The organism is Kothea flammea, assembly GCF_052161645.1.
Classification (GTDB): domain Bacteria; phylum Planctomycetota; class Planctomycetia; order Pirellulales; family Pirellulaceae; genus Laterigemmans.
In genome coordinates, this window is the sequence record NZ_CP197414.1 from 4,994,887 (window position 1) to 5,021,001 (window position 26,115).

17 protein-coding genes are annotated in these 26,115 nt (G+C 56.3%); 3 read left to right on the plus strand and 14 right to left on the minus strand.

Features of this window, described 5'->3' with window-relative positions; translation table 11 throughout:
* Positions 1–116: 116 nt before the first annotated feature.
* Positions 117–2,603 carry a TolC family protein gene (locus tag SH139x_RS18710; RefSeq protein ID WP_488351285.1) on the minus strand — a complete coding sequence of 829 codons (2,487 nt, stop codon included), beginning with the start codon at positions 2,601–2,603 and terminating at the stop codon, positions 117–119.
* A gap of 343 nt (positions 2,604–2,946) precedes the next feature.
* Here SH139x_RS18710 and SH139x_RS18715 point away from each other — a divergent pair, with 343 nt between their 5' ends.
* Complete coding sequence (locus SH139x_RS18715) at positions 2,947–3,723, plus strand: hypothetical protein (RefSeq protein WP_488351286.1); 777 nt, start codon at positions 2,947–2,949, stop codon at positions 3,721–3,723.
* A 33-nt stretch (positions 3,724–3,756) separates the two neighbouring features.
* Positions 3,757–5,022 carry an N-acetylglucosamine-6-phosphate deacetylase gene (locus SH139x_RS18720; RefSeq protein WP_488351287.1) on the plus strand — a complete coding sequence of 422 codons (1,266 nt, stop codon included), beginning with the start codon at positions 3,757–3,759 and terminating at the stop codon, positions 5,020–5,022.
* Between the two features lie 57 nt (positions 5,023–5,079).
* On the opposite strand, the gene SH139x_RS18725 is transcribed toward SH139x_RS18720, so the two are convergent.
* Complete coding sequence (locus SH139x_RS18725) at positions 5,080–6,582, minus strand: sulfatase family protein (RefSeq protein ID WP_488351288.1); 1,503 nt, start codon at positions 6,580–6,582, stop codon at positions 5,080–5,082.
* A 168-nt stretch (positions 6,583–6,750) separates the two neighbouring features.
* Here SH139x_RS18725 and SH139x_RS18730 point away from each other — a divergent pair, with 168 nt between their 5' ends.
* A complete protein-coding gene (locus SH139x_RS18730; protein WP_488351289.1) occupies positions 6,751–9,150 on the plus strand; it encodes a CehA/McbA family metallohydrolase in 2,400 nt (799 codons plus the stop codon).
* 28 nt (positions 9,151–9,178) lie between these two features.
* On the opposite strand, the gene SH139x_RS18735 is transcribed toward SH139x_RS18730, so the two are convergent.
* The 12 genes from SH139x_RS18735 to tssC form a co-directional block, all read right to left on the minus strand.
* Entirely contained in the window at positions 9,179–10,576 is a 1,398-nt protein-coding gene (locus SH139x_RS18735) for an RtcB family protein (RefSeq protein ID WP_488351290.1), read from the minus strand.
* Between the two features lie 320 nt (positions 10,577–10,896).
* Complete coding sequence (locus tag SH139x_RS18740) at positions 10,897–11,541, minus strand: hypothetical protein (protein ID WP_488351291.1); 645 nt, start codon at positions 11,539–11,541, stop codon at positions 10,897–10,899.
* 30 nt (positions 11,542–11,571) lie between these two features.
* Positions 11,572–12,324: a hypothetical protein gene (locus SH139x_RS18745; RefSeq protein ID WP_488351292.1), complete on the minus strand. Its 753-nt coding sequence runs from the start codon at positions 12,322–12,324 to the stop codon at positions 11,572–11,574.
* A gap of 75 nt (positions 12,325–12,399) precedes the next feature.
* Positions 12,400–16,914, minus strand: a complete 4,515-nt coding sequence (locus SH139x_RS18750; protein WP_488351293.1) for a hypothetical protein — start codon at positions 16,912–16,914, stop codon at positions 12,400–12,402.
* A 26-nt stretch (positions 16,915–16,940) separates the two neighbouring features.
* Positions 16,941–17,228 carry a PAAR domain-containing protein gene (locus tag SH139x_RS18755; protein ID WP_488351294.1) on the minus strand — a complete coding sequence of 96 codons (288 nt, stop codon included), beginning with the start codon at positions 17,226–17,228 and terminating at the stop codon, positions 16,941–16,943.
* 90 nt (positions 17,229–17,318) lie between these two features.
* Complete coding sequence (locus SH139x_RS18760; protein WP_488351295.1) at positions 17,319–18,224, minus strand: DUF6931 family protein; 906 nt, start codon at positions 18,222–18,224, stop codon at positions 17,319–17,321.
* A gap of 6 nt (positions 18,225–18,230) precedes the next feature.
* Complete coding sequence (locus tag SH139x_RS18765; RefSeq protein ID WP_488351296.1) at positions 18,231–20,228, minus strand: type VI secretion system Vgr family protein; 1,998 nt, start codon at positions 20,226–20,228, stop codon at positions 18,231–18,233.
* Positions 20,218–21,318 (minus strand): type VI secretion system baseplate subunit TssG, encoded by a 1,101-nt coding sequence (tssG, locus tag SH139x_RS18770; RefSeq protein ID WP_488351297.1) that lies wholly within the window; start codon positions 21,316–21,318, stop codon positions 20,218–20,220. The genes SH139x_RS18765 and tssG overlap by 11 nt, the downstream gene beginning before the upstream one ends.
* A 12-nt stretch (positions 21,319–21,330) precedes the next feature.
* Entirely contained in the window at positions 21,331–23,283 is a 1,953-nt protein-coding gene (tssF, locus tag SH139x_RS18775; RefSeq protein ID WP_488351298.1) for a type VI secretion system baseplate subunit TssF, read from the minus strand.
* Between the two features lie 114 nt (positions 23,284–23,397).
* Positions 23,398–23,889, minus strand: coding sequence for a type VI secretion system baseplate subunit TssE (tssE, locus tag SH139x_RS18780; protein WP_488351299.1), 492 nt, complete (start codon positions 23,887–23,889; stop codon positions 23,398–23,400).
* A 138-nt stretch (positions 23,890–24,027) separates the two neighbouring features.
* Complete coding sequence (locus SH139x_RS18785) at positions 24,028–24,504, minus strand: Hcp family type VI secretion system effector (protein WP_488351300.1); 477 nt, start codon at positions 24,502–24,504, stop codon at positions 24,028–24,030.
* 66 nt (positions 24,505–24,570) lie between these two features.
* Positions 24,571–26,073 carry a type VI secretion system contractile sheath large subunit gene (gene tssC, locus SH139x_RS18790; RefSeq protein ID WP_488351301.1) on the minus strand — a complete coding sequence of 501 codons (1,503 nt, stop codon included), beginning with the start codon at positions 26,071–26,073 and terminating at the stop codon, positions 24,571–24,573.
* Positions 26,074–26,115: the final 42 nt, after the last annotated feature.

Sequence of the window (26,115 nt, forward strand, 5' to 3'; positions counted from 1 at the left end):
GGTTTTACACTGAACACGCATAACGAAAAAAAGCTCGGTTGCAATTTCTGCAACCGAGCTTTTCTTTCGCGCAGTGGGTCTTTGTCACCCACCTTCTCCGCCCCTCAGCGTTTCCATCATTGAATTGCTAGCGGCTTGGGAACCGGTCGCCGCATCACTTGCGGTTTCTCATCCAGTTCCGTATGCGACACCGGTTGAATCAAACCAGTCGCGGACGATTGACGACCCGCTTGCGGTGGCACTGGAACTGTCTCGAATCGGGGCCCGCCGGGTATTTCCACCTCGGGCAATTCGGTCCACTCACCTTCGGGTGCTTGCAATTGACCGGGGACTCCTGAACCGATCGGCCCCTCGAACATCTCGCTGGGCGACACGTCGCTACCGGGATATTGCAACTGTCCTTCCACCGATTCGTAACCCAAGATCAATCCATCAGCAACTCCTTCAGGAGCAAGCGCCGATGGCAAAGGTTCGACAACAGCTTGATCGGAAATCAGGTTCGACCCGGTGCTGACCACATTGGGACGCGTTACACCATACTTGTAATAGTATCCGGCACTCCGTTCTCTGGCTCGCTCAAGTGCGTCCCAGTAAGCTTTCTCGCTCCATGGCCCCTCTTGCAATTCGATGCTGTTCATCGCCAACAGAGAACCTTTCAAGTTGTGCACATAAGCGATCGATTTGTTATACTCACAAAGCGAGCGGTAGTAGCTGATTTGAGCCTGAGCACGACGCTGTTGAGCATCCAAGATCAAGTCCACATCGCCACCCGTGGCACCACCGGCGCCGCCACCACCTCCCACGCCTCCGGGGCTGAGGTATTTCCGAATCCGAGCGGTGTATTCACCCTCCGCACTGTTAAGCCAAGCCGCGTTGGTTTGGATTTGACGATAGTGCGTTTGCAGTTTCGCCATCGCCCCGGCCAACTGAATTTGCAAGGCGCGTTCTTGGTCAAAGATCCAAGCTTTCTGCCGAGCCACTTCGAGTTTGGCATTGTTGATCGCGGCTAGCTCACGTCGTTGCCCGATGGCCGTCGGCGTGATTTCCAACCGCAGCGCCAACTCCGCGTAATTCCCTTCGGTGAGTCCCGCCAAAGCCGACGATCCGGTTGCCCCCACGTTAACGTCAGGGTTGGGGAAGGCAGCGGCATCACGACCACCCAAGCCGAGTTCGTCACCGACACCGACCAGTCGACCAGTGATCGACCCATCAACTTGAGGCAACAAGCGGTTCTTGGCGGCAATCAATTCGAGCTCCGCCTGCTTGAGACGAATCTTGGAGCGACGCAGTTCAGGACTGGTAAGATGCAATTCCTCCAACGCGACGTACCAATCAAACTCAACCGGTGCGATGGTGGGTTCATCGACGGGCCGAATCAGTCGCCCGTCAGTAGCCTCGAGCCCCATCCGAGCACGCAACTCACGTTCTAGACCATAGACCCCGTTGGGATCAGAACCTGCCACATTGGAGCCAGCCAAAGCTCCTTGCAAACGGTTGCGGAATTCATAATAGCGAGCCTCAGCCAGCAGTTGTTCTTGAATCGTCCCCGTTCCACCCCGCTCCACATAAGCTCGCGTGGCGAACGCGGTCGCCTGGGCCGCGTTACGGGCGATGATTTCGGTTTCGACGTTGCGATAAGCACAGTACAAATCCCAATACGTGCGTTCTACGTCATAAACCAAGTTTCGCACCAAAGCTTCGAATTCGGTGATCGTGACGTCTTCATTCAATCGTGCCAGCACCACGGGAATGCGATTGATCATTGTCCCGCGACCACGCATCAAGGGATGCGTTACCTGGGCTTCCAGAATTGCGGTCCAATCGCTTCGCACATCTCGCCCTACCCCACCGGCTCCCACAGGCAAATTGTTCAATGAGTAAAGCGTTTGCTGACGCAGCGTAGCCACGCCACCGGTTGCCATCCGTTTGGAGATCGCCGATTGCTGGAAGCCGTCGCGACCTTGGAATAACGGAGCGTTGAAGCCGTTGGCTGCGTCCACGTTTCGCGGCCGGTCGGTGGTGCTGTAGCTGAACACGGAGCTGTATTGTGCGTCAAATTCAGCCAACGCATCTTCCACGCCGCCAACCTGATTCGCACGCTGGACGCCTCGACCCACGACGCGATTGCCGTTGCTATCAACAGCCAACGGAACCGTTTGCGTAGTCGTTTGTTGCAGGGCCGTGTCGTAGATGCTGCCGAATTGACCAGCCGATCCACTAGCGAACTGGGCTATCACGTTCTGCCGTTCCTCGGAGGTCCCGGGAACAGTGAACATGAATTTGGCGTTCTGCAGTGCGATAGCCACGCACTCCTCGAGCGTCATATCCCAATATTCGTATTGGTGGTTGTCTAACGTCAGCGGCGGCAGCGACTGCGGAGATTCCAGCAGATCGCTGTTACGCATATCCGGATGCTCAATACCTGCACTGGTATCCAGATAGTGTCGTAGATCAGAGCTTTCGTTAGCGAAAAATGGCTGTGTGGGTGTACACCCAGCCGCTACGAAAGTCATGATGCACAGCTGTACGTAAGTCGCGCAGCGAATGAGCGAGCGATTCATCCCGTTGGCTTCCTTGCCCGTCGTGTCCCCGTTCTCGGTCACGCAAGACGATCCTGCGTCGATCCCGAGCCCCAGGCGTACTGGTGGAAGCCCCCCTAACGATTCCATCGCCGTTTCGATAAGAAACCACAGACAGACTCGTCCCCGCAAAGGTTATCGACTGCCGGTTGGGTAGACTTTGACGATTACGGAATCTTTTCTCAACTTTTGGCAAAACAGTTTGCTGGCCTACTTTTTTGTGCTTTCGACTGAAGTCCCCGCCGCGAATTGCCGATGTTGCTCCCATGCGGGAAGCAGTGCCGCTATTTTTCTTCATGGACGAAGCTATTCAAGCTGAGCGACCCCAAAGTCGTTCAGCAACCTTCGACCATGAGGAGCCTTCCAATTGCGAACTCTCATTCTGCCTTTCGCGCTGCTAGTCTTCGGTCTACTTGCCGCCTTGCCTTTCCGGCGTGCACCACAGCTGGCCCCCGCGGATCAAAATGCCGAGCAACGGCTAGCAGATCGCCAACTCGGTGCGGCCAACGCCAGTACTCATGGAATTCCGCCAGCGGTTACGCCGTTGCAAGAAACGCGGAGCGAAGAGCCGGGCCAACAATCGCCTGAAGCTTTGATCTTTGCCCATGTTGCCACTCCGCAACAGGTCGAAAGCCCTTACGAGATCCCCGTCGCTCAGCTGCCAGCCAGTTACCATGAAGTTGCGGTGCCGCTCGCGCTCGGCGAGGAGCCCAAAAACTTGCTCCGGGCCCAGCCAGTTTCACAAACGACCGTGCGACGCACCCGCTATGGGATTCCGCTCGCTGCCTACGCGGAACTGACCCCCAACACTTCGGCCAAACCAGACCCAGCATCACGCTGGACAACGCCTCAACCTGTTCCCATCAATAACCACATCATCGCCGCCGAATCGCTGGCAACGAATCAACAGCCCAACTTGACTCACACGGCGGCTCACGCTCCCGTTAGCGAACCAAACCAAACAATCCAGCAAGCTCAGCCTAGCCAGAGCCAACTCGCGGCTGACCTACCGACCATTACCGCGGAACGCGAGCCGGCTGCCGCCGACCAAGCGGTTCCGCAAGCCAATTTTCAAGCCGTCAGTCAAGCTCAGCCACCCCGCAAACAAACCCGTCAACGTCACTTTATCCGCGAACCCTCGTAACGTGGTTCCCACGGAGCATTAACGAGTACAAGCATGGATGGTCTGACCCCAGCGTCGCGAAAAGTCTTCTACAACGGCAACATTGTTTTGCCAGATCGACTGCTGGAAGCGGGGATTGTTGTCTGCGAAGGGGAGCAGATTGTCAGCGTGGCCGCGGCTGGAGATATCCCCACGCAAGCAGGTTCCAATGCAGCAATCTCCGACCCAGCAGGTGCGCAGCGAGACGATGAGCTGATCGATTTGCGAGGGGCATATTTGGCTCCCGGTTTTATTGATTTACACGTCCATGGCGGGGCCGGCCATGATTTTATGGATGGCAGCGAAGAAGCAATCGCGGCAGCCTGTCGGGCTCATCTCAGCCACGGGACCACGACAATCTTCCCCACCACGACGACGGGAAGTCCCGCGCAACTGCACGCGATGCTGGAGGCTTGCGGCCGAACCTCGCGAAAAGCGTCCGGGGCTCGCATTGCCGGCGTCCATCTTTACGGTCCCTATTTCGCCGAGGACAAAGTGGGCTGCCACGCGGCGTCCGGTCGTCGCGAGCCGTTGGCGTCGGAATACGCCGACTACTTCGCCACCGGCCTGGTTCGCATTGCCACCTGCGCCGCGGAATTGCCGGGGGCAACCGCCTTCTACCAAGCCGCCGCCGAGGCGGGTTGCTTCATCACGTGTGGCCATTCCAACGCCAGTTGGAGTGAAATGGAGATCGCTTTTGCCAACGGAGCTCGCCACGTCGATCATTTTTGGTGCGCAATGAGCAGCGTCCCCAGCTTGCGGCAACGCTTCAATGTGCCGATGCAAGCCAGCATGGCTGAGTTCGTTTTGCTGAATGCCCAAATGAGCACCGAAGTCATCGCCGATGGCCAACACCTCGCTCCCGAGTTGCTCGAGTTCGCTTACCGCATGCTCGGCAGCGAGCGATTGTGCCTGGTGACCGACTGTAACCGAGCACTCGATTACCCACCGGGCAATTATCGTTTCGGCAATCACACAGATGGAACGATGCTATACAGTGACGGCAAGGTGGGCTGGTCAGCGGACCGCAGCAGTTTGGCCAGCTCCATCGTCGGCATGGACCATATGATCCGCCAAATGCTTTGCGATACCACCGCCGATTTGCCGACCGTAGTGCGAATGGCCAGCCTCACACCGGCAACACGTTTGGGCATGGAGGCTGCGTGCGGCAGCATCGAAGTCAATAAACAAGCCGATTTCGTCGTGCTGGATAAAACACTCAACGTGCAACGCGTCTACGTCGCCGGGGAGTGTCAGTTCACAGCCGAACCTGTCGTCTAAGTGGCGACTGTTTACTACTTTCGCGGAGCGAAAGGCGACTTTAATCCCGCTCGTTCCTTAGTAATCCGCACCGGACAAACTGCTCAGCACCGACGTTTGCCAATCTCGCATTTGCGTTTTCAATCGTTCAGCAGTTTCCGGCAAGTCGGCGATTAAATTATGCGACTCGGCGGGATCTGCCTCCAAATCAAAAAGCTCATATTTGACATCGCCAGTCTTCAACTCATGAATCACCAATTTGTACTGCTGGTCAATAATGGCCCGCGGGCCGCGGTAATCCTCCACGGTCACGGCAGAATGGTGAAAGTTCTTAAAGTCACGCGTCAATTTTCCACCCATCAGTTTCACCAACGGCGTTGTACCGCGCTGCAATTCTGGCTCGATCCATGGCTGCGGTTCCGCACTCGCCAACCGCCGAGTGTCAACCATCCAAAAATAGATCGGCCTCGAGCGCTCAGCCAATTGGCCGGTCAATAGTCCACTGAGATCAACACCATCGAGAGGCCGCGTGGGCGGGGGTTCGTCGATCAGTGCGCAGATCGTGGGCAATAGATCGCTTGTGCTGACGCGAATGGGCGTGCTCAGAGGCTGCGAAATTCTAGCTGGCCATTCAATCACGGCGGGTACCAGTACACCACCTTCATAGACTTGCCCTTTCACACCACGATGCGGCACGCCCAACGCGCCATCGGCCGAGGTCCCGTTGTCACCACAATAAAACAGCAACGTGTCGTCTCGCAATCCACGCTCGCCAAGCTGGCTTCGCAGGCTACCAATCGCTCGATCCATCGCCGTGATTTCGGCATAGCGCTCCCGCAGCACTTCCCCCTGCGATCGCCATACCTGCTGGCCCGTTTGATTCGACGTCAGCTTAACCAGCTGAGAATATTGCCCGGGCAGGTGATCATACAGAGCCAAATCTGCGGGTAGACCGCTGTATGGTTCATGTGGCGAGCCAAACCAGATGACAACAAAATAAGGTTGATCGTTGCTTTGCGCAGCCTCAATAAACTCAATCGCGGCATCCACGAGCACTTGGGAACTCTCACCGGCAAAGATTTGGGGTGGCCCTCCATCACGCGACAAGCTGGGGTTCATTTCAAAGAAATTGTCATGGGAAAGCCAGCTATCAAACCCCATCCCTCCGGGGCTGACAGGAGACGCTCGCTTGACAGTTCCCACGTGCCATTTTCCGAAATGGCCGCAACGATATCCGGCACCGCTGAGGATATCTGCGAGCGTAATTTCCTCGGGGCGGAATGACCAACCCGGTGCAAACGTTCCCATCCGATTCGGATGTCGCCCCGTCAGAAAGCTGGCCCGGGTCGGTGAACAACTGGGATGTGCTGCGTAAAAACGCTCCAGCCGCATTCCCTTGCTCGCCATTTCATCGAGGACTGGAGTGCGGACGTGCGGATGCCCATTGTAACCAGTCTCCTCCCAGCCGTGATCATCACCCATGCATAACACGATATTGGGTCGTTCGGTGGCTGAAAGCGACATGGCTTGCCAGCCCACGCAAATCAACAGCACGAGCCAAGTCAGCGGGAATCTGCTCATTTGATACCAAAGTAATACGAGTATTTTTCCCCATCATAGCTCAATTTTGCCAGCCGGAGAACGCAACTGATTGTGCCGATCGGTTAAGCTACAAGAGAAGTTTGTTGCAACCCTGACCAAACAAACCGCCACATTCCCCGCCCTCCTCCCCTCGGCGAGTGCTCTGATATGCCTACCTCCCAGTGTTTTGGAAGTGTTTACATTGGCCGTTTCGTCGCGGTAATCGTATTGCTCGGATTTGGGCTCAGCCCCCACGGTTTCGCTCAAGAGAACGTCGTGTTCACTGTGGATCGACAACCGTTCGAAGCCAATGTCCAAAGAGTGGTTCAGGCATTACAGTTAGCCGGCAGTCCTCTGCCCGCGGCGAGTTTGGATCGACTAGCCGCGCTGCAGGATAACTCGGCCGATGATGAAGTGATTCAGGGCTTGCAGGAGATCCTCGATCCCTATTGTCTATTGACGGTAAACATTAACCCTGAGAGTCGAGTGAAGGTTGCCAGGGGAGCCGCAGAACCCATTTTGGATCAATTTGGTTGGACGAACTTCTTAGTTAAAGTCGTCAATGAAGCGGGGGTGACCGCGCCCCTCGATTGCTCTAGCCCCCAAGCCGCCCCAATGGTCAAACGGAGCACTTCGGCGGCCGCACCACAAATGAAGATTACTCCCGCCGATGCGGCGCGACGTTGGCTCGACATTGCTGCGGTGCGTTCGCAACCAATGACCCAAACACTTTCGGGACTGCCTGTCGAATATCGGATCCTCCAGCTTTACAGCCGCGACGCTGGCCAACGCGAAGCCACCTTGGCAATGCACGTCGGCCAGGGGACTCAAGACTTAGGATTTCGCAGTGAAGTTCCCATCCTCTTCGCATGCCGCCCTTCGGTGAACATTCCCCTCAGTATTCGGGATCATGACGGCCAACCGACGATTTGCAGCCTGCTGATCAAGGACCGTCGAGGTCGGGTTTATCCCAATCCGTCGCGTCGTTTGGCACCCGATTTCTTTTTCCACGAGCAAATCTATCGTGCGGATGGCGATACCCTACAGTTGGCTCCCGGCGAATACCAGATTGTCGCCTACCGTGGACCCGAATATCAAGCAGTCAATATTCCGCTCACCGTGACGGCGGCTGCCAAGCCGCTGGAGATTCAACTTAAACGTTGGATTCACATGGCTAAACACGGCTGGTTTTCGGGCGATCATCATGTCCACGCCGCCGGTTGTGCTCACTATGAGAATCCCACCGAGGGTGTCACGCCAGAAGATATGGTCCGCCATTTGATCGGTGAGGATTTGAACGTGGGATGCGTACTCAGTTGGGGACCCTGTTGGTATTATCAAAAACAGTATTTCGATGGCAGAGTATCGCAACTCTCCCAACCGGGAAATTTGATGCGATATGATGTGGAGGTCAGCGGTTTTCCCTCATCGCATGCCGGGCATCTTTGCTTGTTGAACCTCAGCGAAGATGACTATCCCGGGACTGAAGCCATTGAGGAATGGCCCACTTGGACGCTACCAATATTGCGTTGGGGTAAGGAGCAAGGTGGCATTGTCGGTTACAGTCACAGCGGCTGGGGACTGGCATTGCCTGATTACCTGCCCGATGGATCCCGCGGCATGCTGCCCAATACTTGGGGCGGCAGTCGAAACCAAGCTGGCCGCGCTGCCGATCGCTTGCCCGATTACGCCATGCCTCCTTTCGATGGTATCGGCGCCAACGAATTTATCGTGGCCGCCGCCCATGGCGTCTGTGATTTCATTAGCGCCGTCGATACGCCAGTGATCTGGGAAATGAATATCTGGTATCACACATTGAACTGTGGTTTTCGCACCCGCATCAGCGGTGAAACAGACTTTCCATGTATCTATGGAGAACGCGTTGGTCTGGGACGCAGTTATGTCCAAGTCCCCGAGTTTACATCCGCAGAACCATTGCAGTACGAAGACTGGGTATACGGTCTGCGAGACGGTCGCAGCTACGTCGGCGATGGGCTCAGCCACCTGCTGCAGTTTTCGGTCGGTTCCTTGCAACTTGGGGAAAGCCGAGTTGCGGGCCAGCCTAGTCAACTCAATTTGCCAGCCGCCTCCTCGCAAAAGGTACGCTGCACCGTCGCCGCGATGCTGCCGCCAGAGCGAGATGCTCTGGCTTCAGCAATTGCCCAACGCCGGCTCGACGAAAAACCCTATTGGCACCTGGAAAGAGCCCGCGTCGGTGACTCCCGCCAAGTGCCCGTGGAATTGATCATGAACGGAGAAGTCGTTGGCAGGCAACAAGTGACCGCCGACGGGCAACCCCACGAATTGGCCTTCGACGTCGAGATCGCCAAGTCATCATGGTTAGCCGTGAGAATCTTGCCATCGATGCACAGCAACCCGATCTTTGTCGAAGTGGACGGCAAGCCGATCCGAGCCAATCGCCGCAGCGCCGAATGGTGCCGCGATGCGGTCCAAGTCTGTTGGAGTCAAAAAAGAAACATGATTCGCCAAGAAGAGCTCGACGCCGCGCAAACTGCTTACGATCAAGCACGCGAGATCTACGCGAAAATTGCTGAAGAGAGTCGCTAGCGAATCCATGTAACTAAACAGGCCCATGCTAATCCTCAGGCCTTTCTCCCGCGGGTGCCATTTTCACCAACTTGGGATCGAAGCGGGCAACCGTTTCCACCAAGTCGCTTTGCGCAGCCATCACTTGATGAATATCCTTATAAGCCATCGGTACCTCATCGAGACCCGCCGTCATTAACGTCACACCCCGATCTTCTAAAAATCGTTTCACATCCTTCCAATTGAATTTGACCTTTGCCGCGGTGCGGCTCATTCTCCGCCCCGCCCCGTGCGAAGCACTCAACAACGACGCGGCAACTCCCTTTCCGCGAACCACAAACCCAGGTGTCCCCATGGAGCCGGGAATAATCCCCAACACCCCACGTCCAGCTGGCGTGGCTCCTTTGCGATGCACGATTAATTCTTGGTCACCATGAGTCTCTTTCCAGGCGAAGTTATGATGGTTTTCCACATCCAACATCACGGTAGCACCCAAGTGACGAGCGATCTCACGATGGATACAAGCGTGGTTTGCCGCCGCGTACTCACCCATTAAATTCATTGCATTCCAATACTCCATGCCAGCCTCGGTATCCAGGTCGAGCCAGGCAAGATTTTTCATCTCCCCAGGCAACTCTGGGTGCAATTCCTTGGCCAACTGGCTGTAGTGACTGCACACCGCCGCTCCCGTGCCACGTGAGCCACTGTGGCTGAGCAGCGCCAAGTAGGTCCCCGCCTGCAGCCCCAAATCGGCTTCCGACAGCGTCAGCAATCCAAATTCAACAAAGTGATTTCCACTACCGCTGGTCCCCAACTGGGATCGCGCCTTGTCGCGGTGCATCTGCGTAATCGGGGAAACACTCCAGTCGGCATCCAACACATCGTGCTGCCGAGGTCGCTTAAAACGAGCTCCGATGCCAAACTGAGTCTCCCGTTCAATCGCCCCCTTAAGCAGATCCTGCTTATGCTCCAGCATGGAAGTTGGTAAATCGAGCACCGTCAGCTTCATGCGACAAGCAATATCAACCCCCACCGCGTAAGGAATCACGCAGTCTTTCGTCGCCAACACCCCACCGATCGGCAACCCATAACCTTGGTGGGCGTCAGGCATCAATGCCCCAGCGACAGTCACCGGCAATTGGCAGGCGCTCGCCATTTGCTTGACGGCACCTTCTTCCAGCCCGTCACCCCACTGCTTCCAAGGGGCAGGCTCCTCGCGGCCCACGAACCGCGCCTGAACCTCAAAGGTCTTTACCAGCATTTCGGCCAACGAACCCCATAGCGGATCTGCCACGAACGCGGCCGGGTTTTCTACGATCTCAGTGATTCGTTCCCGCAGCTGAGGACGCCGCTGACCTTGTGCAGCCGCCACTCTAATCGCGTCGAGCGCAACTTGCATTGCCGTGCCTTTAGGCACCCCGAGATTGTAAAGTTCACGAGCCTTCATATTTATTCCCCATCAAATCACTGCCAGACGCCGAACACACACGGCCGCCGCGGTTGTCCCTCTTAGACAACCATTGATGGTACCAGGCTCGCGGTCGGAGCGTGAAAAAGAGAAATCGGGGAAAGAATATCCTGTGGGTTGGGCAAAAATATCGTGGCTAACTTTATGGTGGCGGACGGGAACCATTCCTCGCGAATTCCTAACAGACTACGAAGCACCTTCCCATAAGTCAGTAAGCAAAACGGAATCAGCCGGAACGCGCTAGCGTCCGGTTCCGTAGAATCGTGAGCTGGCGCTCAACGGCCGATAGAACCTGAACATCAAGCTGCTTTGAGGGTATTCTGGCGAGGCTTATAAAGATAACGAATCGTTTGCGTGCCTGGCGTGCAGAGTTCCATGGTGTAAGTGATCTGCTCGATATCCCGCTGTCGCTCACAGTGCGCGAGAAAAGTTTGAAAATCGGCTTTGCTGGCTTGATAAAACAAGTTGATCTCAATGGAGTCGGCTGATTCGACAAAGTGTGCCGCGCCACCACACTTGAATTTATCCATCGCAATTGGAAACTCTAAATCGGTATCCTTAACAGCACTCCAGACCCCCGCCTTCCAAGCACCGGTGAGCGTCGTTTCGATCGCCCCCACGCTGGTTTCCCGATCCGCTAAGTCTTGCAACGTCTCAATTGCTGGCGCAAAGCTACCTTTCGCCGTGGGAGTTGGATCAATGCTCACGTGCATGCCAAACAATTTGACCACGCATTCGCTGAGAACGCGTAACTGCACGGTGCTGGCCTTCGTCGGGGTGTCGCACAGCGCCCACCAGCAGGTGCTGGAGGACCCAGCAAAATTGGGCTTGATCAAGAACACTCGCATTTGCTTGACGGCGAGTTTCCCCAGAAAGCCAAGTTCGATTTTATCGATAATTACTTTATGAATTAGCTGACTCGCAACTGCTCCGGTCATCGCCATTGTGACAGCTCCCCTTAACCCACTGGAAAATTATTGCAACAAATGTGGTGGAGGCGATTCGAGCGGCACCTGCTCACACGCGCAACCGGCATCCAGGTCAGAGATCGGCCCTCCGCAGGCATCCAGAGCCAATCTCGCCAGCCGCCGAGCTCGCGCACTCGTTTCGACCCAACAACAGTCGTCCTTCTTATCAAACACGATGTGGGTCAGCTTGGCCCGAATTTGCAGGCTACAACAGCCACCACAAGCGTTACCACATTGCTGCGTTGATTTCAGCACCGCCTGAATTGCCGCCTCGCGAACTTCCGCAGCGGGATCATCCAAAGCGGCCAACAGACCTTCCTCGACATGCGGATCGGCGGCGCAATCAAAACCGGCCAAAGCGGCGACCGCTTTGACTTTGACGGCGCTCTCAGCTTTGGCCTGCTTTAATTTATGAACGTTGGCTACCGCGGGCGAAGGGTGCGCAGCGTTATCAGGGTGCGAGAGGGGATTGGCAACCGGCTGTGGTTCAAGCGCCGGCACGAACCCCGCGATCCGCTCGCGTTGCTGCCGCGCTACGATTGCCGTACACGCGAGCGCCCGATCAAGTCCCAGGAAGCGTGGCAACGTCATCGGCTCGGCAGGCAGCACGCCATGATGGTGCGGCACCCCGATCGGCGCCGGTGGATAGTCCAGCGGCGATAGACCGGCACATCCCGATGCCATCATCAACAGTCCGGCGGCAATGCCGAGCCGCAATAGGTGTCGAGCAACACGTGGCGATGTTTGAGCCAGTTCCATAGCACCCGGTCCAACTGCGGTAATCTCGTGCAACGTTCTCGACTCGGCAGTTTCGGGTGACGCCCAGAATTGCTGCTAGTCAATGCGAATTCGCGGCACCGTGGTGGGCGTTGGGGGATCCACCTCGATCGTCAAGCTCCGCTCGCGATCCGACCCCAGATAACGCCCCGACACCGTCAAACGGTACTGCCCGCGCTTAACTCGGGGAAACACAAACCGCCCCGCGGAGTCTGTTTGCACTGCGGACAGTCCCTTATTGACTGTATCGGTTGCAGCACCTGGATCAGTTGCGTCAGTTTTTTCACTTCCTTCAGATCCACCCGCTGCCGACGACTCGTCTCCTGCGGGGTTCGCTGCGACGGGAGTTAGCGAGACCTCCAATCCGGCAACTGGCTTACTCACGTAGGCTACCAACCCTTGCACGGCCGTCGTCGCCTCTTGCCGCCGTAGCGCGATCTCCTCCGCCGTCATCAACGTTACATCCAGCACCTTGATTTCACTTTCGTTTCCAGCCCGATCCAACACCCGCACCAATAACTGCTGCGGCCCCGCGTTCCGTTTGGCGGTCGGCACGGTAGCTTCCCATTGACCATTCGCCAAGCGTTGCCCACTCGTTTTCTTGACCTCCGCAGTAAAGGATAAATCACCTCCCTCGGCCCAGCCCAACTCGACCAACGCCGGCCCGCTTAATCCCTTGTCATCGACATTCACCCGCACCGTGACCGGTTTACCCAACTCGGCTGGCAGCGGACTCAATAATTCCAACTCGGCGACGCGGGGCCGTTCGGAATCGATCACCACGACAGGTCCCACGTTCCAGACGCTGCGACCACCGTGTCGCAATTCCGCCAACAACGGATAACGACCGTTGACGAGAGCCCGTGTTGAGAGCGGAAATTTTTGCGCCGCGACGGTGCAATGCAACACCACTTGTCCTTGCGGATCAACACCATGCCAATCGAAACGAATCTCGACCGGCGTTCGCAGTTCCACCAGCGGCTCGTCTTGCAACAGGCGATCGCCATTCATATCAACTCCCACGCGCACCACGTCCCGCCCGTAGCGAAAATGATCATCCGAGATGAGCGCAAGTGCGCGCGGGGCAATTAAATGAGCACCGGGCTGGAGCGCAACAATCTGCTTCGGTTCCTCAAAGTTGATCTGCAACACCTGATCCGTGGTGGTAATCGCATCTTTTGTTTGGTTGAGAGGAATCTGATAGACGAAAGCGTTGGGCCAGCCGAGCACGGAGATCCGCAATCCGGCGTTTGCACCGCGCAACCCCTCTGCGGCTATCTCTCTCCATGGTGTAATCTCTCCCGTTAAAGCCACCTCCGCCGTCGCAGCAACTTCTCCGTTGTCCAAGTTGAACAGTTCGCAACGCATACTCAGCGGCGTCTCGGCATCCTCCGCCAACATCGCCTCAGTGCGCTGAAATCTCACACCAATACGCTTCTCAAGATGATTAAATTTGACATTGGGTGTCACTAAACCGAAGGGTCGGACCACGATGGGAGCCAGCGGCAGCAACTGCTTCATGCCACTGCTTGTCTCTTCCACTTCGCATACCAACTGTTGCAGAGAAACCAGTGGGTCGGTGGGCTTTAAGACTTGCGGAGGGAAGACCAGTCGCGTCTCCTCGCTGTTAGACACCAAAACCGAGGCGATTTTGGCCAACTCGACGACGCCACCCTGTTCTGCCAACCACACCTCAGTCCGCGCCGGCGACATTGAATGCTTAGGCACTTCGGCCACACTGTTCAATGCCAACAGACGCACCGCCAACTTGCGCGGCGAGTTCCCCTCGGACCGCAGGTAGAGTTTTCTGACTGCTGTCTGATTCGGCACCATCGCCCAAGTCGTCTGACCGCTTGCCGACGTGACAGGTTGATCAAGTTTGGCTACCCGGAGCGCCGCCAAGGGAGGCGAGGTTGCTGGCAAACGCACGCTCAATCGTTCGCGGACACCCCCACGATTCAGACGGACATGAATTGCTTGCGGCAACGGAAACCCAGCAACACGACGCACGCTAATCCGAAAAGTATCAGTAACCTCGGGCGAGGTGCCCGTCGCCACAAGCTCCCCGGTTTGTCGATCGCTGCTCCTGACAGCTCGCACAGTGCGAACTGGCTGATTTGAGCTACTAAGTTGTGAGTGATCTCGTGAGTTTTCTTTTGTGCTCAGTCCTGTAGCCGGCTCGCGCAATGTCACCAAACTTGCCGACGCGTCGCCAGCTTCCGAACCGGCCAGGCTGCTAAACAACAACCCCTGCGGCTCAGCCTCAATCTCAATCTGTCCGACACGCTCGTTGAAGGGCGATTTAAGCACAATGATTAACTCGCTTTCGGCATACTCCTCCAGCCGTCCAGCCAAGCGAGCGAATAATAAATGTGCGGTGAATTGCCAAGCTGAAACATCAAAGCCACGCGTCTTGGCCAGCAATGCGCAACGATTGTGAATCGTAAGCAACCGCTGGCGTTCCTCGGGCGTGGCATCAAAGTTTGCGGCAATCGCGTAGTCTGCTAGGCGAGTCACCATTGCCGTCACGGCCGCTTCCACGTCAGGCTGCTGGTACATATTTGCGACAGCGACATGTCCCGAATGCGCCATCGCCAAGTACAGAAAAGTATCTAACGCGGCGGTTGTCGACTCAGCCGGCAAAGGCTCTTTGAGCAACATCGCTTGGGCCTGCTTTCCAGCCATGATTAATTTGCGCCGCGACTCCACCGGCTGCTTTTCCCGTACGAGTTCAGCCAACAACTGCGCGCGGGCCAAACGAACTTGTGTCAAAACCTGAATGTTGTCAGCCTTGGCGTGCTTGGCCGGCGAACTGCCCCCCGCATCATCACCAGCGGCCTGCGCGAGTCCGTCTGCAGTCCCCAGTTCTGGCTGCAACGGTGCGCGCAGAGCTGACAACTTGTTTTCATTCGCTCGCAGCAAGGCTTGTAAACGAGTTAGTTCAGTTTGATCAAAGTGTTGCTCCGAGGTCAGCGCATCGGCAATCTCGGCGGTTCCGGTTAGCAGTTTAACGACTAAGTCTTCATCAAAACTGGCAGCAATGACCGGTAGCCTTCGCCAACGCGCTTCGTTCTCGACGACTTGCTGCACGAGCTGCTCCGCCTCGCGTCGCCACGCCAAAGAGGCTTGCAATTCCGACATCGCCGCGGCGGCCACATGGGCTTGCTCCACCACATATTGCTGATTGCTGAGGCGTACCGGACTGAGGAGTGCCCGCGTGGCATGATGTAGATGCATTTGCCCGGCCTGCAGCTGAGCCTGCTGCGCGGGCGTTAGATCACCCATCGCCAACAAACGTTGGTGATCGAGGTGAGCCCGCAGCAATGTCCGCTGATGCTTCCAGGCGAGCTCGCTCTCCAGAATTGGGGTCACCACTTCCGTCAGCGGCCACACCTGGAATTGCGAAGCGTGCGTGGCAACCCACTGAGTCGCCACACCAGCCCCCTCGGCCAATTCGGCAATCGCGTCGAGTTGGTCAAGCAACTGTGCCGCCGAAGCTGCCTGTTGGGTATGCAAATCCAGTTGCCCAAAAGCCACCGCCGCTGCCGCCGTGGGAGCAAGCAACGCATATGTGGTTTCCGTAGTGACGGTTGCAGCAGTTACGGTTTCATTATCGTTCGCCTTATCGATCGGCGCAACCAGTTTTGCTCGCTTGGCGGAAACAGCGGTCGCCTGCAGCGGCGGGTCGATCTTGGCCAAGCTAGGTGCAAGTTTAACGTTAGGAAGATCATCGATTTCGCTAGGGAACATCTCTCGCCAACCGGCAAGTTGTCCGCTGGTTGCCGGCGATCGCAGAATAGCCTGCGTGAATTCAGCAAAGCTGATGGTGCCATCGCCGTTGCGATCCGTTTCGGAACCGAATGCTGTCAGCAAATCTTCAGCCAATCGAGCGGGAGCAGGCATGGCACGATCGTCAAAGGCAACTTCCCGGACTCGCAAATCAACGATCACGCGAAGGTTTGGATTAGCCAGCGAGTTGGTGATTGCCTCCAAATGCTGGCGGAGCCGCCAACCAAGATACTCCGGCAAACTACCAGTCGCAGTGAACGGATCGATCTCCGCATCGACAATCAGCAAGGCCGGACGATCCACATCGCCGAGCTGTTGTACCATGTCCCCGAGATCGATCGGTTGTTGCGACTCGAAGCCCGCGGCGGGCTGTAAGCAGAGTCGTATCGATGTCGAATCCCAAACCGGTGTGCCCGCCAGATAGACCAGCACGGTATCGGGGGCTGATTGCCTGATCGCGCGAACCTCCTCCGTCCATCGCGACAACGACGCGTTTCGCAATTGCCAAGCTGTTTGCCGTAACGTGACGAAGTCTTCCACCGCGTGGAGACGTTGGCTACTGGCACGTTCCCGCGAGTTCGCATCGCTGACTGTCAGAAAGTAAACCCGCGGTGCGCCCAGCGGCCAAACCGCCAAGGCAACAAAGACCACCAATAAAGCCAAGCAAAGACCAGTAACCCAGCGTTTCGTCCGCGCATGCGCATTGGCCACGCGATTGGCCTGTTGCCAAGCAATTAATCGCGGTGACGTCGATGGTCCGCTCACGGTTCTTTCTTTGGACATCCTTGTCCTCAACTTTTGCTCGTTTTCTAATTCACCAGCACGGTTGGTAGCCCGAGCACGATCGAGCCACCATGGCCGGTCGGATCGCCCATCCGCACTGCCGGTTTGCCTCCCACCATGACCGTCGCAGAACCCATGGAACAAGTGTCTGGCGGACCAACGCAGACGGCACTATCGCCCACAACCGACGCGGGCATCCCGCCAATCAACACAGTTGGGTCGCCCGGACCAATGATCGGTCCGCCCACATGCGGAACGATGCCGGTAACCATCGGACAGACATGTAAGTCATTGACTCGAGCAGCGGGAGGCATCGCGTTTCACTCAATGGTTGAAGGGAAAAACTATCGTCCGGATCTATGCGTGCGCAAACCCGTTACGCACCATGCGAATGTACTTGCTGTTTATTCACTAGCTGATAACTCAAGAACACCTTGCTCCACAACTCGGTTCAACGAAACTTCCGTGGACATGACGACGGCCACTTTGAGCGCCACGTCGAGTGCTAAAGCTGTCAAGTGGGGCGGTGGCACCACTACGGGTTGCCCCACGGGGGCCAAACTGCCGCTGGAAAATTGAACGGCCGCCGCCAAGTAGCCTTGGCACCCCTCCCACTGATGCTCCTCAATCGCGGAGACTATCGCCACTCGCCGTGCTTCCTCGGGTGCGTCCAGCCAAGCGTTGAGGGTTTGCAAAAATGGTGGATCAAACGCAAGTTTGTCATGGACTTCCTGCCAGACAATTCGGCAGGCTTGCTCGGGTGTCAGCAACCGTAAAGTCAGCCGCACCGCATCGGCGAGCAACTCTTGTTGGCAAAGTGCATTGACCAAACCCGGCTCATCGATCTGATGGGCGATTTGACCTTGGGCAGATTCCGATAACTTCATCTCAGTTGCTAGAACTTGCCAACGATTTCTCCGCCGACTCAACACTTCCTCGGATAGAGCCTCCGCCAACACCGAATCGCCTCCGCCAGCATTCTGTTTGAGATTTCTGGCAATCTCGTTGGTCAACCGGTTCACTTGAAATTTTGTCGCGCCGGCGTGAAAAATCAGTTCTGCGCCCGCCTGGTCGCCGAGCGGAATGCGGCTGACTTGTTGACCGGCAACGGTGAGCTGCACCGCGGCATCCAAACAGACAATCTCAGGTGCCGAGGTGTATCGGACTTCGAAGTGCTCGCCCGCTAGCAAAGGGTCGCCCAAGCACATTTCCAGCCAGGGGGAACCGCCGACGCGAGCCCTTTGTTCGGGGCGCAGCGTTAGCCGTTTGATAGTGTGGTCGGGAAGTTCAGCGGTTAGCAATATGGACATGGTTTCTCAATTGATCTGCACGATCGCTCCCTTGAGGACCAACTGGGCGCTGGACTGGACCGAAGCTTGCGTATTACCGGACATTTGCAAGGCACCGTCCGCCGAAGCCTTGACGGTGGGCGCGGCCAGGTTTACCGACGATTGCCCGTTTACGTTCACATCGGTAGCTTGAATGGTAATCCCGCTGGGGGTGATTTCGATTTGTGACTGACCACATTTGAGCGTAATTGATTTACCGGCTTCGATCGTAATCGCACCTTGATCGACTTTGATGTTCTGATCACCTTGAGCGATCTCAACCGTTTGGTCACCTTGTTTGATCGACAAGCTATCGCTGCCCGAGTCGAGTGTAATCTCGCGATCTTGGGCAATTTCAACCGTTTGCGAACCAGCCCCACTCCCCACGCCGATCTTCACATCTTGATCGTTATAAATCTCAATTGCCTGATCACCGGGAGACTGCTTATCGAAACCAACCTTAAGCGAATCATTGTTTTCGACAACGCGTTCAAAATCACGTTCGCTGTGGAAGTAGACCGACTCGGCATCTTTGGTGTCATCGAAAGTTAATTCATGAAAGGCGTCGACATCGCCACCTTTGGTACTGCGAGTGCGAAAGATCGTTTTCGCCTGCGCATCGGCCAGCGTCTCCGGAGGCATGCGATCCGCGTTATGAACCCTGCCGGTGACAATCGGTCGATCAATATCACCATCGATGAACTGGACAACAACTTCCTCGCCGATGCGGGGGATCGAGATCGCACCGTAGCCCTTACCCGTCCAGGGTTGCACGACACGCATCCAGCAGGAACTGGCGTCGCTGTTGTCACCCTCGAGATCCCAAGCGAATTGGACTTTGATTCGTCCGTAAGCATCGGTCCAGATTTCTTCACCATCCTTGCCAACGACCGTTCCCAGATGGGGACCGGCAGCCAACGGTTTGACCGCTTGGGGGCGAGTTCGAAAGGGAGTCTCAGAGTCTTGCAGTTCCAGTTGACAGAAGAAATCGACCGCCGGCACAGCGTCAGCCGCAAAGCCTGGACTCGAAGTCTGCAGATTGAATCTTGTAATCAAATATTCAATGTTGACATCATCCACCGGATGCGAATCAATGCTCAACAATGCGCCAGCCCGCGCGGTGGGGATATTCGTCTTGACGGATACCATTTTTTGGCTTGCCACCGCCGCCTCAGATCGCACCCGCGCGTAGGATTGCCCGTCGCTGGTCTCAAAAAAACGCCCCGGATATTGGTACCATGCTGAGTCGCAGTACTCGAGTTCACTATCTTGACGAACCGTCATCTCGGCTCGCGGCTTTTGAAAATCGTAGTCCTTCAAGATGAAGCTGGATGTGCCGTAGACAACCGAAGCCTGCAAGCCGTAAACACGAGGCGATTTGGCAAAGTTATCGCCATCAAAGTACGACAGCGTCTCAAAGTCAGGGATTGCCTGGTGCGCACTGATGTCGTCGGCCAACACCATCGTGTGCGAGTCAGCGGCATATTCAAAATAGTAGTAGATCCCTTCTTCCTCGAGCAATCTGCTCAGGAAATTGAAATCAGACTCTTGATACTGCACGCAGTAAGGCCGGACACGGTAAGTCCCGCTTAACTTGTCTTCGACTTGTCCGCTGAATCCGCGTTGCTCGGCAATTGATTTGAATATATCAACCACCGATTGCTGTTGAAAAATCTTGCTGCCACCAGCTTCTTTGAGCAAGCTGAACCAGGGAGCGAGCGTGGCGTACAAGGTCATCTCACCGTCCCGCTGCTCACCCAATTCAAATTCCGTGATAAAGCCATGCAGGTAGGTGGACGAGTCACGATCGATGCAAACGGCCAGCGGTTGGCCTAGCAAATCGGGAGCAACATCGCTGTCAAGCAACATCGTGATCGAGCCCTGGAAAGGTCTTCCCAGAGCCTGTTGCCAACGCACGTCGGTGAGCAACAACTGGTCATCACCAGACTGCGTGGTGACGAACATGCGTCGATTTTCAGAGCTCAAAATGACAATCCTCGCTGGTCTCGCTGGCTTGCAGTTTACCGACCCAGCCGGAGATCCCCAGCTGGCCTGAGTTCCCCAGTGCAATTGGCTCTGCGGCCTCCGCCACCACGCTTAAAACAACGCGACAGTTCATCCCGTCACCCAGATAGCTGCGGATCAAACGACGCAATTCGGCGTGTTGTCGACCACCTGGAACCAAGTCGGCGAATCGATTGTGCTGCAGTGGACCGATCACCACGGTAATCTTGGTACCACGGTCGGGCACCGATCTGCCCAACACGGCGGACCGTCCCAGTACGCCTGGCCCACCCAGTTGTTGCTGGCCAGGAGTCGCCTGACTGCGGAGAATGGTTAGATCCTCGGGAGCGAGGCGAAGATGTTGTAACGTAAATTGTTGCACCTTCACTTCTGCGGCGAGGGCGGTCGACAGCACCGCCCGCAAGCCCTCGGCGTTGCGGCGTTGACCGGCAAACCTGCCGACGAAATGGGCACGCAATTCCTGGCTGCCGTCACCGGCCTCCTCATCCCCGCGGGCTTTCCGCGTATCATCACTCTCCCAGGCTCCCGTCAGCGCGGACAGATAATCATGGAAACGATCTTCATCCGGCCGATCGCGTTGCACCACCCCGCGACTGCTTGCCCATGCACGGTAGAACAACGTTGCCATGCGATGGTTGAAAATATTTAAAAACGACTCGGTGGTCGCATCGTGGTCATGACGCACTTGCCCCCGCACATGTTCGGTCCAGTGATATGGCATGGGGCCATGGGGACCGAGCAATCCAAAAAATCGCTGCCGGATTTCGGTGTAGTCGCCTTGTCCACCGACCGTCTCCAACGTGGTGGCGGCAAAGTCCATTTCGGTTGCTTGATAGATGCGCACCGCTTCGGCCGATGTTTGCCGCGCGTGACCAACGCGTGGCAGCTCGGGATGACGAGCTTCGATGCGACGAACCGCTTGAAAAAAGTCGCTTCTACCAAACCCGCCCGGCGCTGGCGATGCTGGCATATCGAGGGCCTGCTCGGCAGTTCCGCGGGGCGGTTCGGCTGTTCCGTTAGGCGATTGGGCGGTCGGCAGAGTGCTGTCCATGGTATCTCCGTCCTAGAGCGGGGCAACATCACCGAGACGTACCGGCCAACGGAAGACTCGCCCATTGCGTGGTGAGTTCAATGCCAGTTGGGTAAAACTATTAAAGTTGGCAAAGCGGGAGAGAAATTGTTCCAGCACGGCGGCCAAGATGACACAGCTGCCACCCTCGAAGGCTTGGTCGTCCAACGTCAACTCAATCTCCACTCCACGACCGTGCACAATGGGGCCTCCAAACGGCAACTGGCGAGTCACCGCTTGTTGCTTGACCGCCAAAATTCCGTCGACTTGGCGACTGTGGGAAGGTTGATCCGCTTGGCAATACAGGGCTAGCACTTCTCGCAACATGGCGGCCCCAACTTGACCGTCTTGATTGCGATCGGTCCCGCAGCCAAAGGACAAATGGTTGGGCGTCAAATGATTTATCAACCGCCAACATCGCTGGCCGTCACCCGCCGACATGCTGCCGCGGGGGCGGGTTGGCCCGGTCAAACATTCAATGGCCTGCACAGGTCCGGCTCCGGCCATTTTCAACGCGTCGCGCCAGCCTTGCTCGGGCGTCAACAGGGCCAAATCGCGATTGGTGCAATACACCGTCGACGACAATTGACGCACCCGTTGTTGGCTGACACCGCGTTGCGAGTCTGTCAAAGCGACATACAACTCGCTGCCCAGATAGTCTGAACGATGGCCATACTGACGCTGATTTGCAGAAGGCTGACGGGGTCGTCGCGAGCAGGTGTAGTAATTTTGAAAACGTCTAGCCGCCCCCACGGTCGTCGCTTGCCGCGCATTCGGCGGTGCGTAAAGCGGCAAGAAGTCAAACTCGTCCCGTGGCGTTTCACCGTGGCCGTACAATTGTTCGACCGACCAGATTTCGAAATCGAGCGGGCGACTGCGATCAACGAGCAGCTGATGCTCAAACTTGTCTGGGGAAATTTGCACCCGGTCGGCGCGGCGGCGAAAGAGGTTCACGGCGGGAACGCAATGCAGCGCCAAGTGCTCCGCGGAGAGCCGCGCAGCCAACAAGGCGTCGTGCTCCGTGAACCCGATGAGGATTTCCAATTCGTTGCCCTGGGCGGCGCGGATGGCCGGTTGCAAGCCAGTGATGGTAACGGCGGAGAATTTCTCCGGCAGCAAGAAATACTCATTGATCAATTGGTAGCCGCTGAATGAGCGAGGTTCGGCGGGCAACATCGCGGACGCGGCATCAAAGCCGGCCGCCGCTAATTGATCAACCTTTAGGCTGCACCAGGGGGTGGTCTCTGACTGCGGTGCGGCGTTGCTGTCGCTGGCCAGACTCGTCCCGCCGCGGACAGCCACACAGCAGGCCCGCGTGGTCAGCATTTCATAGAGCCGGTAGCCAACCTCGCCGCCCAATAATTGCAGTTTCAATTGATCCAGCGCAAGGGCTTGCAGAGGAATCCCCGCCGTCGTGCGAAGCACAATCCGCAAATAGCTCCGCGCCTGTGAAGCGACCATACCATCCGGCACGTCCCGTCCATAGGCCGCATCACGAGAGACGTAGCTGGTCTCACAGATTGTCAATGGCCAGAGAGAAACATCCTCGGTGGTGTCAAAGCGACAGGGGGTTGTTTGGTGCTGCGATGTCGGCCCCAACAAGCTGGTACCACGCGGCAAAAGATAGCCGTCTACCAAGGAGCCTTCATCTTTGTCGGGAAAGAACCGCACGAGCATGGCCGCCGGAATGGGGCGGGTGTAGTGAGGGTAAATGCTCTCCAGCATGCTGTGCGTGAACTCGGGAAACTCCCCATCCAACCGCCGATGGACCCGCGCGGCCAGGAATGCGAACCCTTCTAATAGTCGCTCGACGAACGGATCGCTGCATTGCACCTCGTCCATTCCCAAGCGGCCGGCAACTCCCGGATACTGACGCGCGAACTCTCCCCCCAATTCACGGAGGTAAGACAGTTCTCGGTTGTAATGCTCAAGAAACTGGGCTTCCATAACGTTCGCTCACTGGGGAACCTAACTACCAATGAGGCTCTTCGCAGGTGAGGGACGTCGATGTCAAGTTCGCTTGGCAAGATAACTGCCCGGCTAACCCAAGTAACTGGCCGGCTAACCCAGATACTCGCTAATCTCGCCGCTGGTCAAACAGATGACAACTTCTAAGACAAATGTCTGCGCGTCATTGGTGGGGCCGAATTGCCCACCGATAAAGACGATTAAGTGGTCGGGTTGCGAAGCGAAACGACACTCCACGGCAATCGAGCCGCGATGAAAGCGAGGCTCGAAGTGCTCCAATTTTCGTTGGATCAGCCGGGCGATTTGGCCCAGGTCGACGCCGCTGGAGGTGAGCCCCGAAAAATCGGGCAGGCCGAAATTGAGTACGCTCGACTCGACCGCTCTCCAGCGACTTGCCTCGTCGCCGACGAAGCGTTGGCGACTGGTCAGTAGGAAGAGGACTTCGCGTTGAATCTGCTCGCGCAACACGCGGAGCCGGCGATATTGCTGCTGCCGCGAATTGGGCGATTCGGGAGTTGCTTCGCTAGCAGCAAGCCGATCCCAGAGGGACGATTCAAGTCGATCTGCGGAGCGTTTCGCCTGCATGCCTGGTCTTTCACTCAGTTTGCGATCGCACCCCGCCGCGAGTGCGGAGGATACTGTGGCTGGTAAACCACGAACAAAACCGGACCACGTAAGCGGTCCGGTTTGTTCGCATACATCAGGCTACGACTTGACTGCCAATTAAGCAGCCTTTGATTCCAGCAAGTCCCAACCCTTCGGTGAGGCTTTCTTGGCAACTTCGCCGCTGTACTGGGTGTAGGCCAGTTGGATCTTGGTGAAGTTCATGCGGAACCTCTCCTCGGGGCGATCGCCGTAGGACGAGTTTTGGTAACTGGTCACGATCGGATCTTTCAGCGTGATAATCAAGAACGGCTCAGGATTACCTTCGGTATCGGTTTGCAGATAGGTGATGGTCGCTTCACCCAAGCTGGATCCGGAAACGCTCTGCATGAACAGTTCGGTCGAGGCGATATCGAACTTTTTGGCGCACGATATCTCGCTGAAGGATGGGTGCCCCGATTCCCGAGCGGTCTTGCCGGTCGGAATGATGATCGAACGGGCGGCCCCAAATTCAACACTCTCTAAAATAATATGATCTTGGTAACCCGAAGCGGTCGAGTCGCCTTTGATTTCTTTTTGAAACTTCAGCACGATCATAGCGAATCCCTTGCAGTGAATGTGTAACGTTAATGACTCAATTACCAGTTGTTAAGCAGCCAGTTGTTAAGCAGCTTTCGCGGAAGGCAATTTGCTGACCAAACGGAGGGAGACCGTCAAGCCTTCCAATTGGTAATGAGGTCGCAGGAAGAATTTGGCGCTGTAGTATCCCGGGCTGGCCGGATCTTCCTCGACGACGACTTCCGCGCCGGCCAAGGGACGACGCGATTTATCCAACTCAGATGCGGTGGCTGGATTGGTGTCAACGTATTGACTGATCCAGGAATTCAACCACGCTTCCATGTCGGCTCGCTCTTTGAAAGAGCCAACCTTATCGCGAACGATACACTTGAGGTAATGAGCAAAGCGACTGACGGCAAACAAGTATGGCAGGCAAGCAGCCAATTTGGCATTGGCCGTGGCATCTGCGTCATCGTAGATCGCTGGCTTGTTCAGCGAGCATGCGCCGATGAAGGAAGCCAGATCGCTGTTCTTGCGGAACACCAGTGGCATCAGACCGCTCTTGGCCAACTCGGCTTCGCGACGATCGCTGATGGCGATTTCCGTGGGGCACTTGATATCGATCCCGCCGTCATCGGTGGGGAAGGTGTGGACAGGCAGTTTTTCCACCGCGCCACCCGACTCGATACCACGAATTCGCGAGCACCAGCCATATAGCTTGAAAGAGCGATTGACGTTGACGGCGAATGCGTAAGCGCTGTTCGACCAAACGAAGCACTCGTGGTTACCCAGATCGGTATTCTCTTCAAAAGCGAACTCTTCCACCGGGTTGCTGGCCGCACCGTAAGGTTGGCGAGCGAGGAAGCGGGGCATCGCCAAACCGACGTAACGGGAGTCTTCGTCATCACGCAGCGACCGCCATGCGATGTGCTCCGCCGTTTGAAACAGTTTGGTCAAGTCGCGCGGGTTACTTAACTCACGCCACGACTCCATGTGCATCAACGAGGGATTAGCCGCGGCGATGAAAGGAGCGTGAGCAGCTGCGGCCACCTTGGCGATTTCGCCCAGCAACTCCACGTCGACGGGGGAGTGATCGAAGTAGTAATCTCCAATCAAAGCACCGTAAGGCTCACCACCGAATTGCCCGTACTCCTCTTCATACATCTTCTTGAAGATCGGGCTTTGATCCCAGTTTGTTCCCTTAAACTTCTTCAAGGTCTTGTGCAAATCAGCTTTGGAAACGTTGAGCACTCGAATTTTGAGCATCTCATCGGTCTCGGTGTTGTTCACGAGGTAGTTCAGTCCTCGCCAAGCACCTTCCAAAGTCCGAAATGTCTCATGATGGAGAATTTCATTCAGCTGTTCGCTGAGCTTGTTATCGATTTCCGCGATCAGCGATTCGATGGTCTTGATCGCATCGTCACTGGTCGTCATCTCGGACGTGACCAGTTGTTGGGCCAATGTTTGCACAGCCTGTTGGACTGACAATTTGGCTTCCGCCGAACGCGGCTTGAACTCATTTTCGATCAGGCTGGACAGGTTATCGAGCGTAATCGTGTCGATCGCTTCTGCCCCGGTGGTCTTGCTACTTGCGGTTGTGTCGCTCATTGACTCATTCCATTGACTAATAAGTGATTTTTGAATTCCGCT

Excerpts from the sequence above, each read along its gene's own strand:
- SH139x_RS18720 (WP_488351287.1), top strand. The coding sequence starts at position 3,757 with ATGGATGGTCTGACCCCAGCGTCGCGAAAAGTCTTCTACAACGGCAAC.
- SH139x_RS18725 (WP_488351288.1), bottom strand. The coding sequence starts at position 6,582 with ATGAGCAGATTCCCGCTGACTTGGCTCGTGCTGTTGATTTGCGTGGGC.
- SH139x_RS18730 (WP_488351289.1), top strand. The coding sequence starts at position 6,751 with ATGCCTACCTCCCAGTGTTTTGGAAGTGTTTACATTGGCCGTTTCGTC.
- SH139x_RS18735 (WP_488351290.1), bottom strand. The coding sequence starts at position 10,576 with ATGAAGGCTCGTGAACTTTACAATCTCGGGGTGCCTAAAGGCACGGCA.
- SH139x_RS18740 (WP_488351291.1), bottom strand. The coding sequence starts at position 11,541 with ATGGCGATGACCGGAGCAGTTGCGAGTCAGCTAATTCATAAAGTAATT.
- SH139x_RS18745 (WP_488351292.1), bottom strand. The coding sequence starts at position 12,324 with ATGGAACTGGCTCAAACATCGCCACGTGTTGCTCGACACCTATTGCGG.
- SH139x_RS18750 (WP_488351293.1), bottom strand. The coding sequence starts at position 16,914 with ATGTCCAAAGAAAGAACCGTGAGCGGACCATCGACGTCACCGCGATTA.
- SH139x_RS18755 (WP_488351294.1), bottom strand. The coding sequence starts at position 17,228 with ATGCCTCCCGCTGCTCGAGTCAATGACTTACATGTCTGTCCGATGGTT.
- SH139x_RS18760 (WP_488351295.1), bottom strand. The coding sequence starts at position 18,224 with ATGTCCATATTGCTAACCGCTGAACTTCCCGACCACACTATCAAACGG.
- tssG (WP_488351297.1), bottom strand. The coding sequence starts at position 21,318 with ATGGACAGCACTCTGCCGACCGCCCAATCGCCTAACGGAACAGCCGAA.
- tssF (WP_488351298.1), bottom strand. The coding sequence starts at position 23,283 with ATGGAAGCCCAGTTTCTTGAGCATTACAACCGAGAACTGTCTTACCTC.
- tssE (WP_488351299.1), bottom strand. The coding sequence starts at position 23,889 with ATGCAGGCGAAACGCTCCGCAGATCGACTTGAATCGTCCCTCTGGGAT.
- SH139x_RS18785 (WP_488351300.1), bottom strand. The coding sequence starts at position 24,504 with ATGATCGTGCTGAAGTTTCAAAAAGAAATCAAAGGCGACTCGACCGCT.
- tssC (WP_488351301.1), bottom strand. The coding sequence starts at position 26,073 with ATGAGCGACACAACCGCAAGTAGCAAGACCACCGGGGCAGAAGCGATC.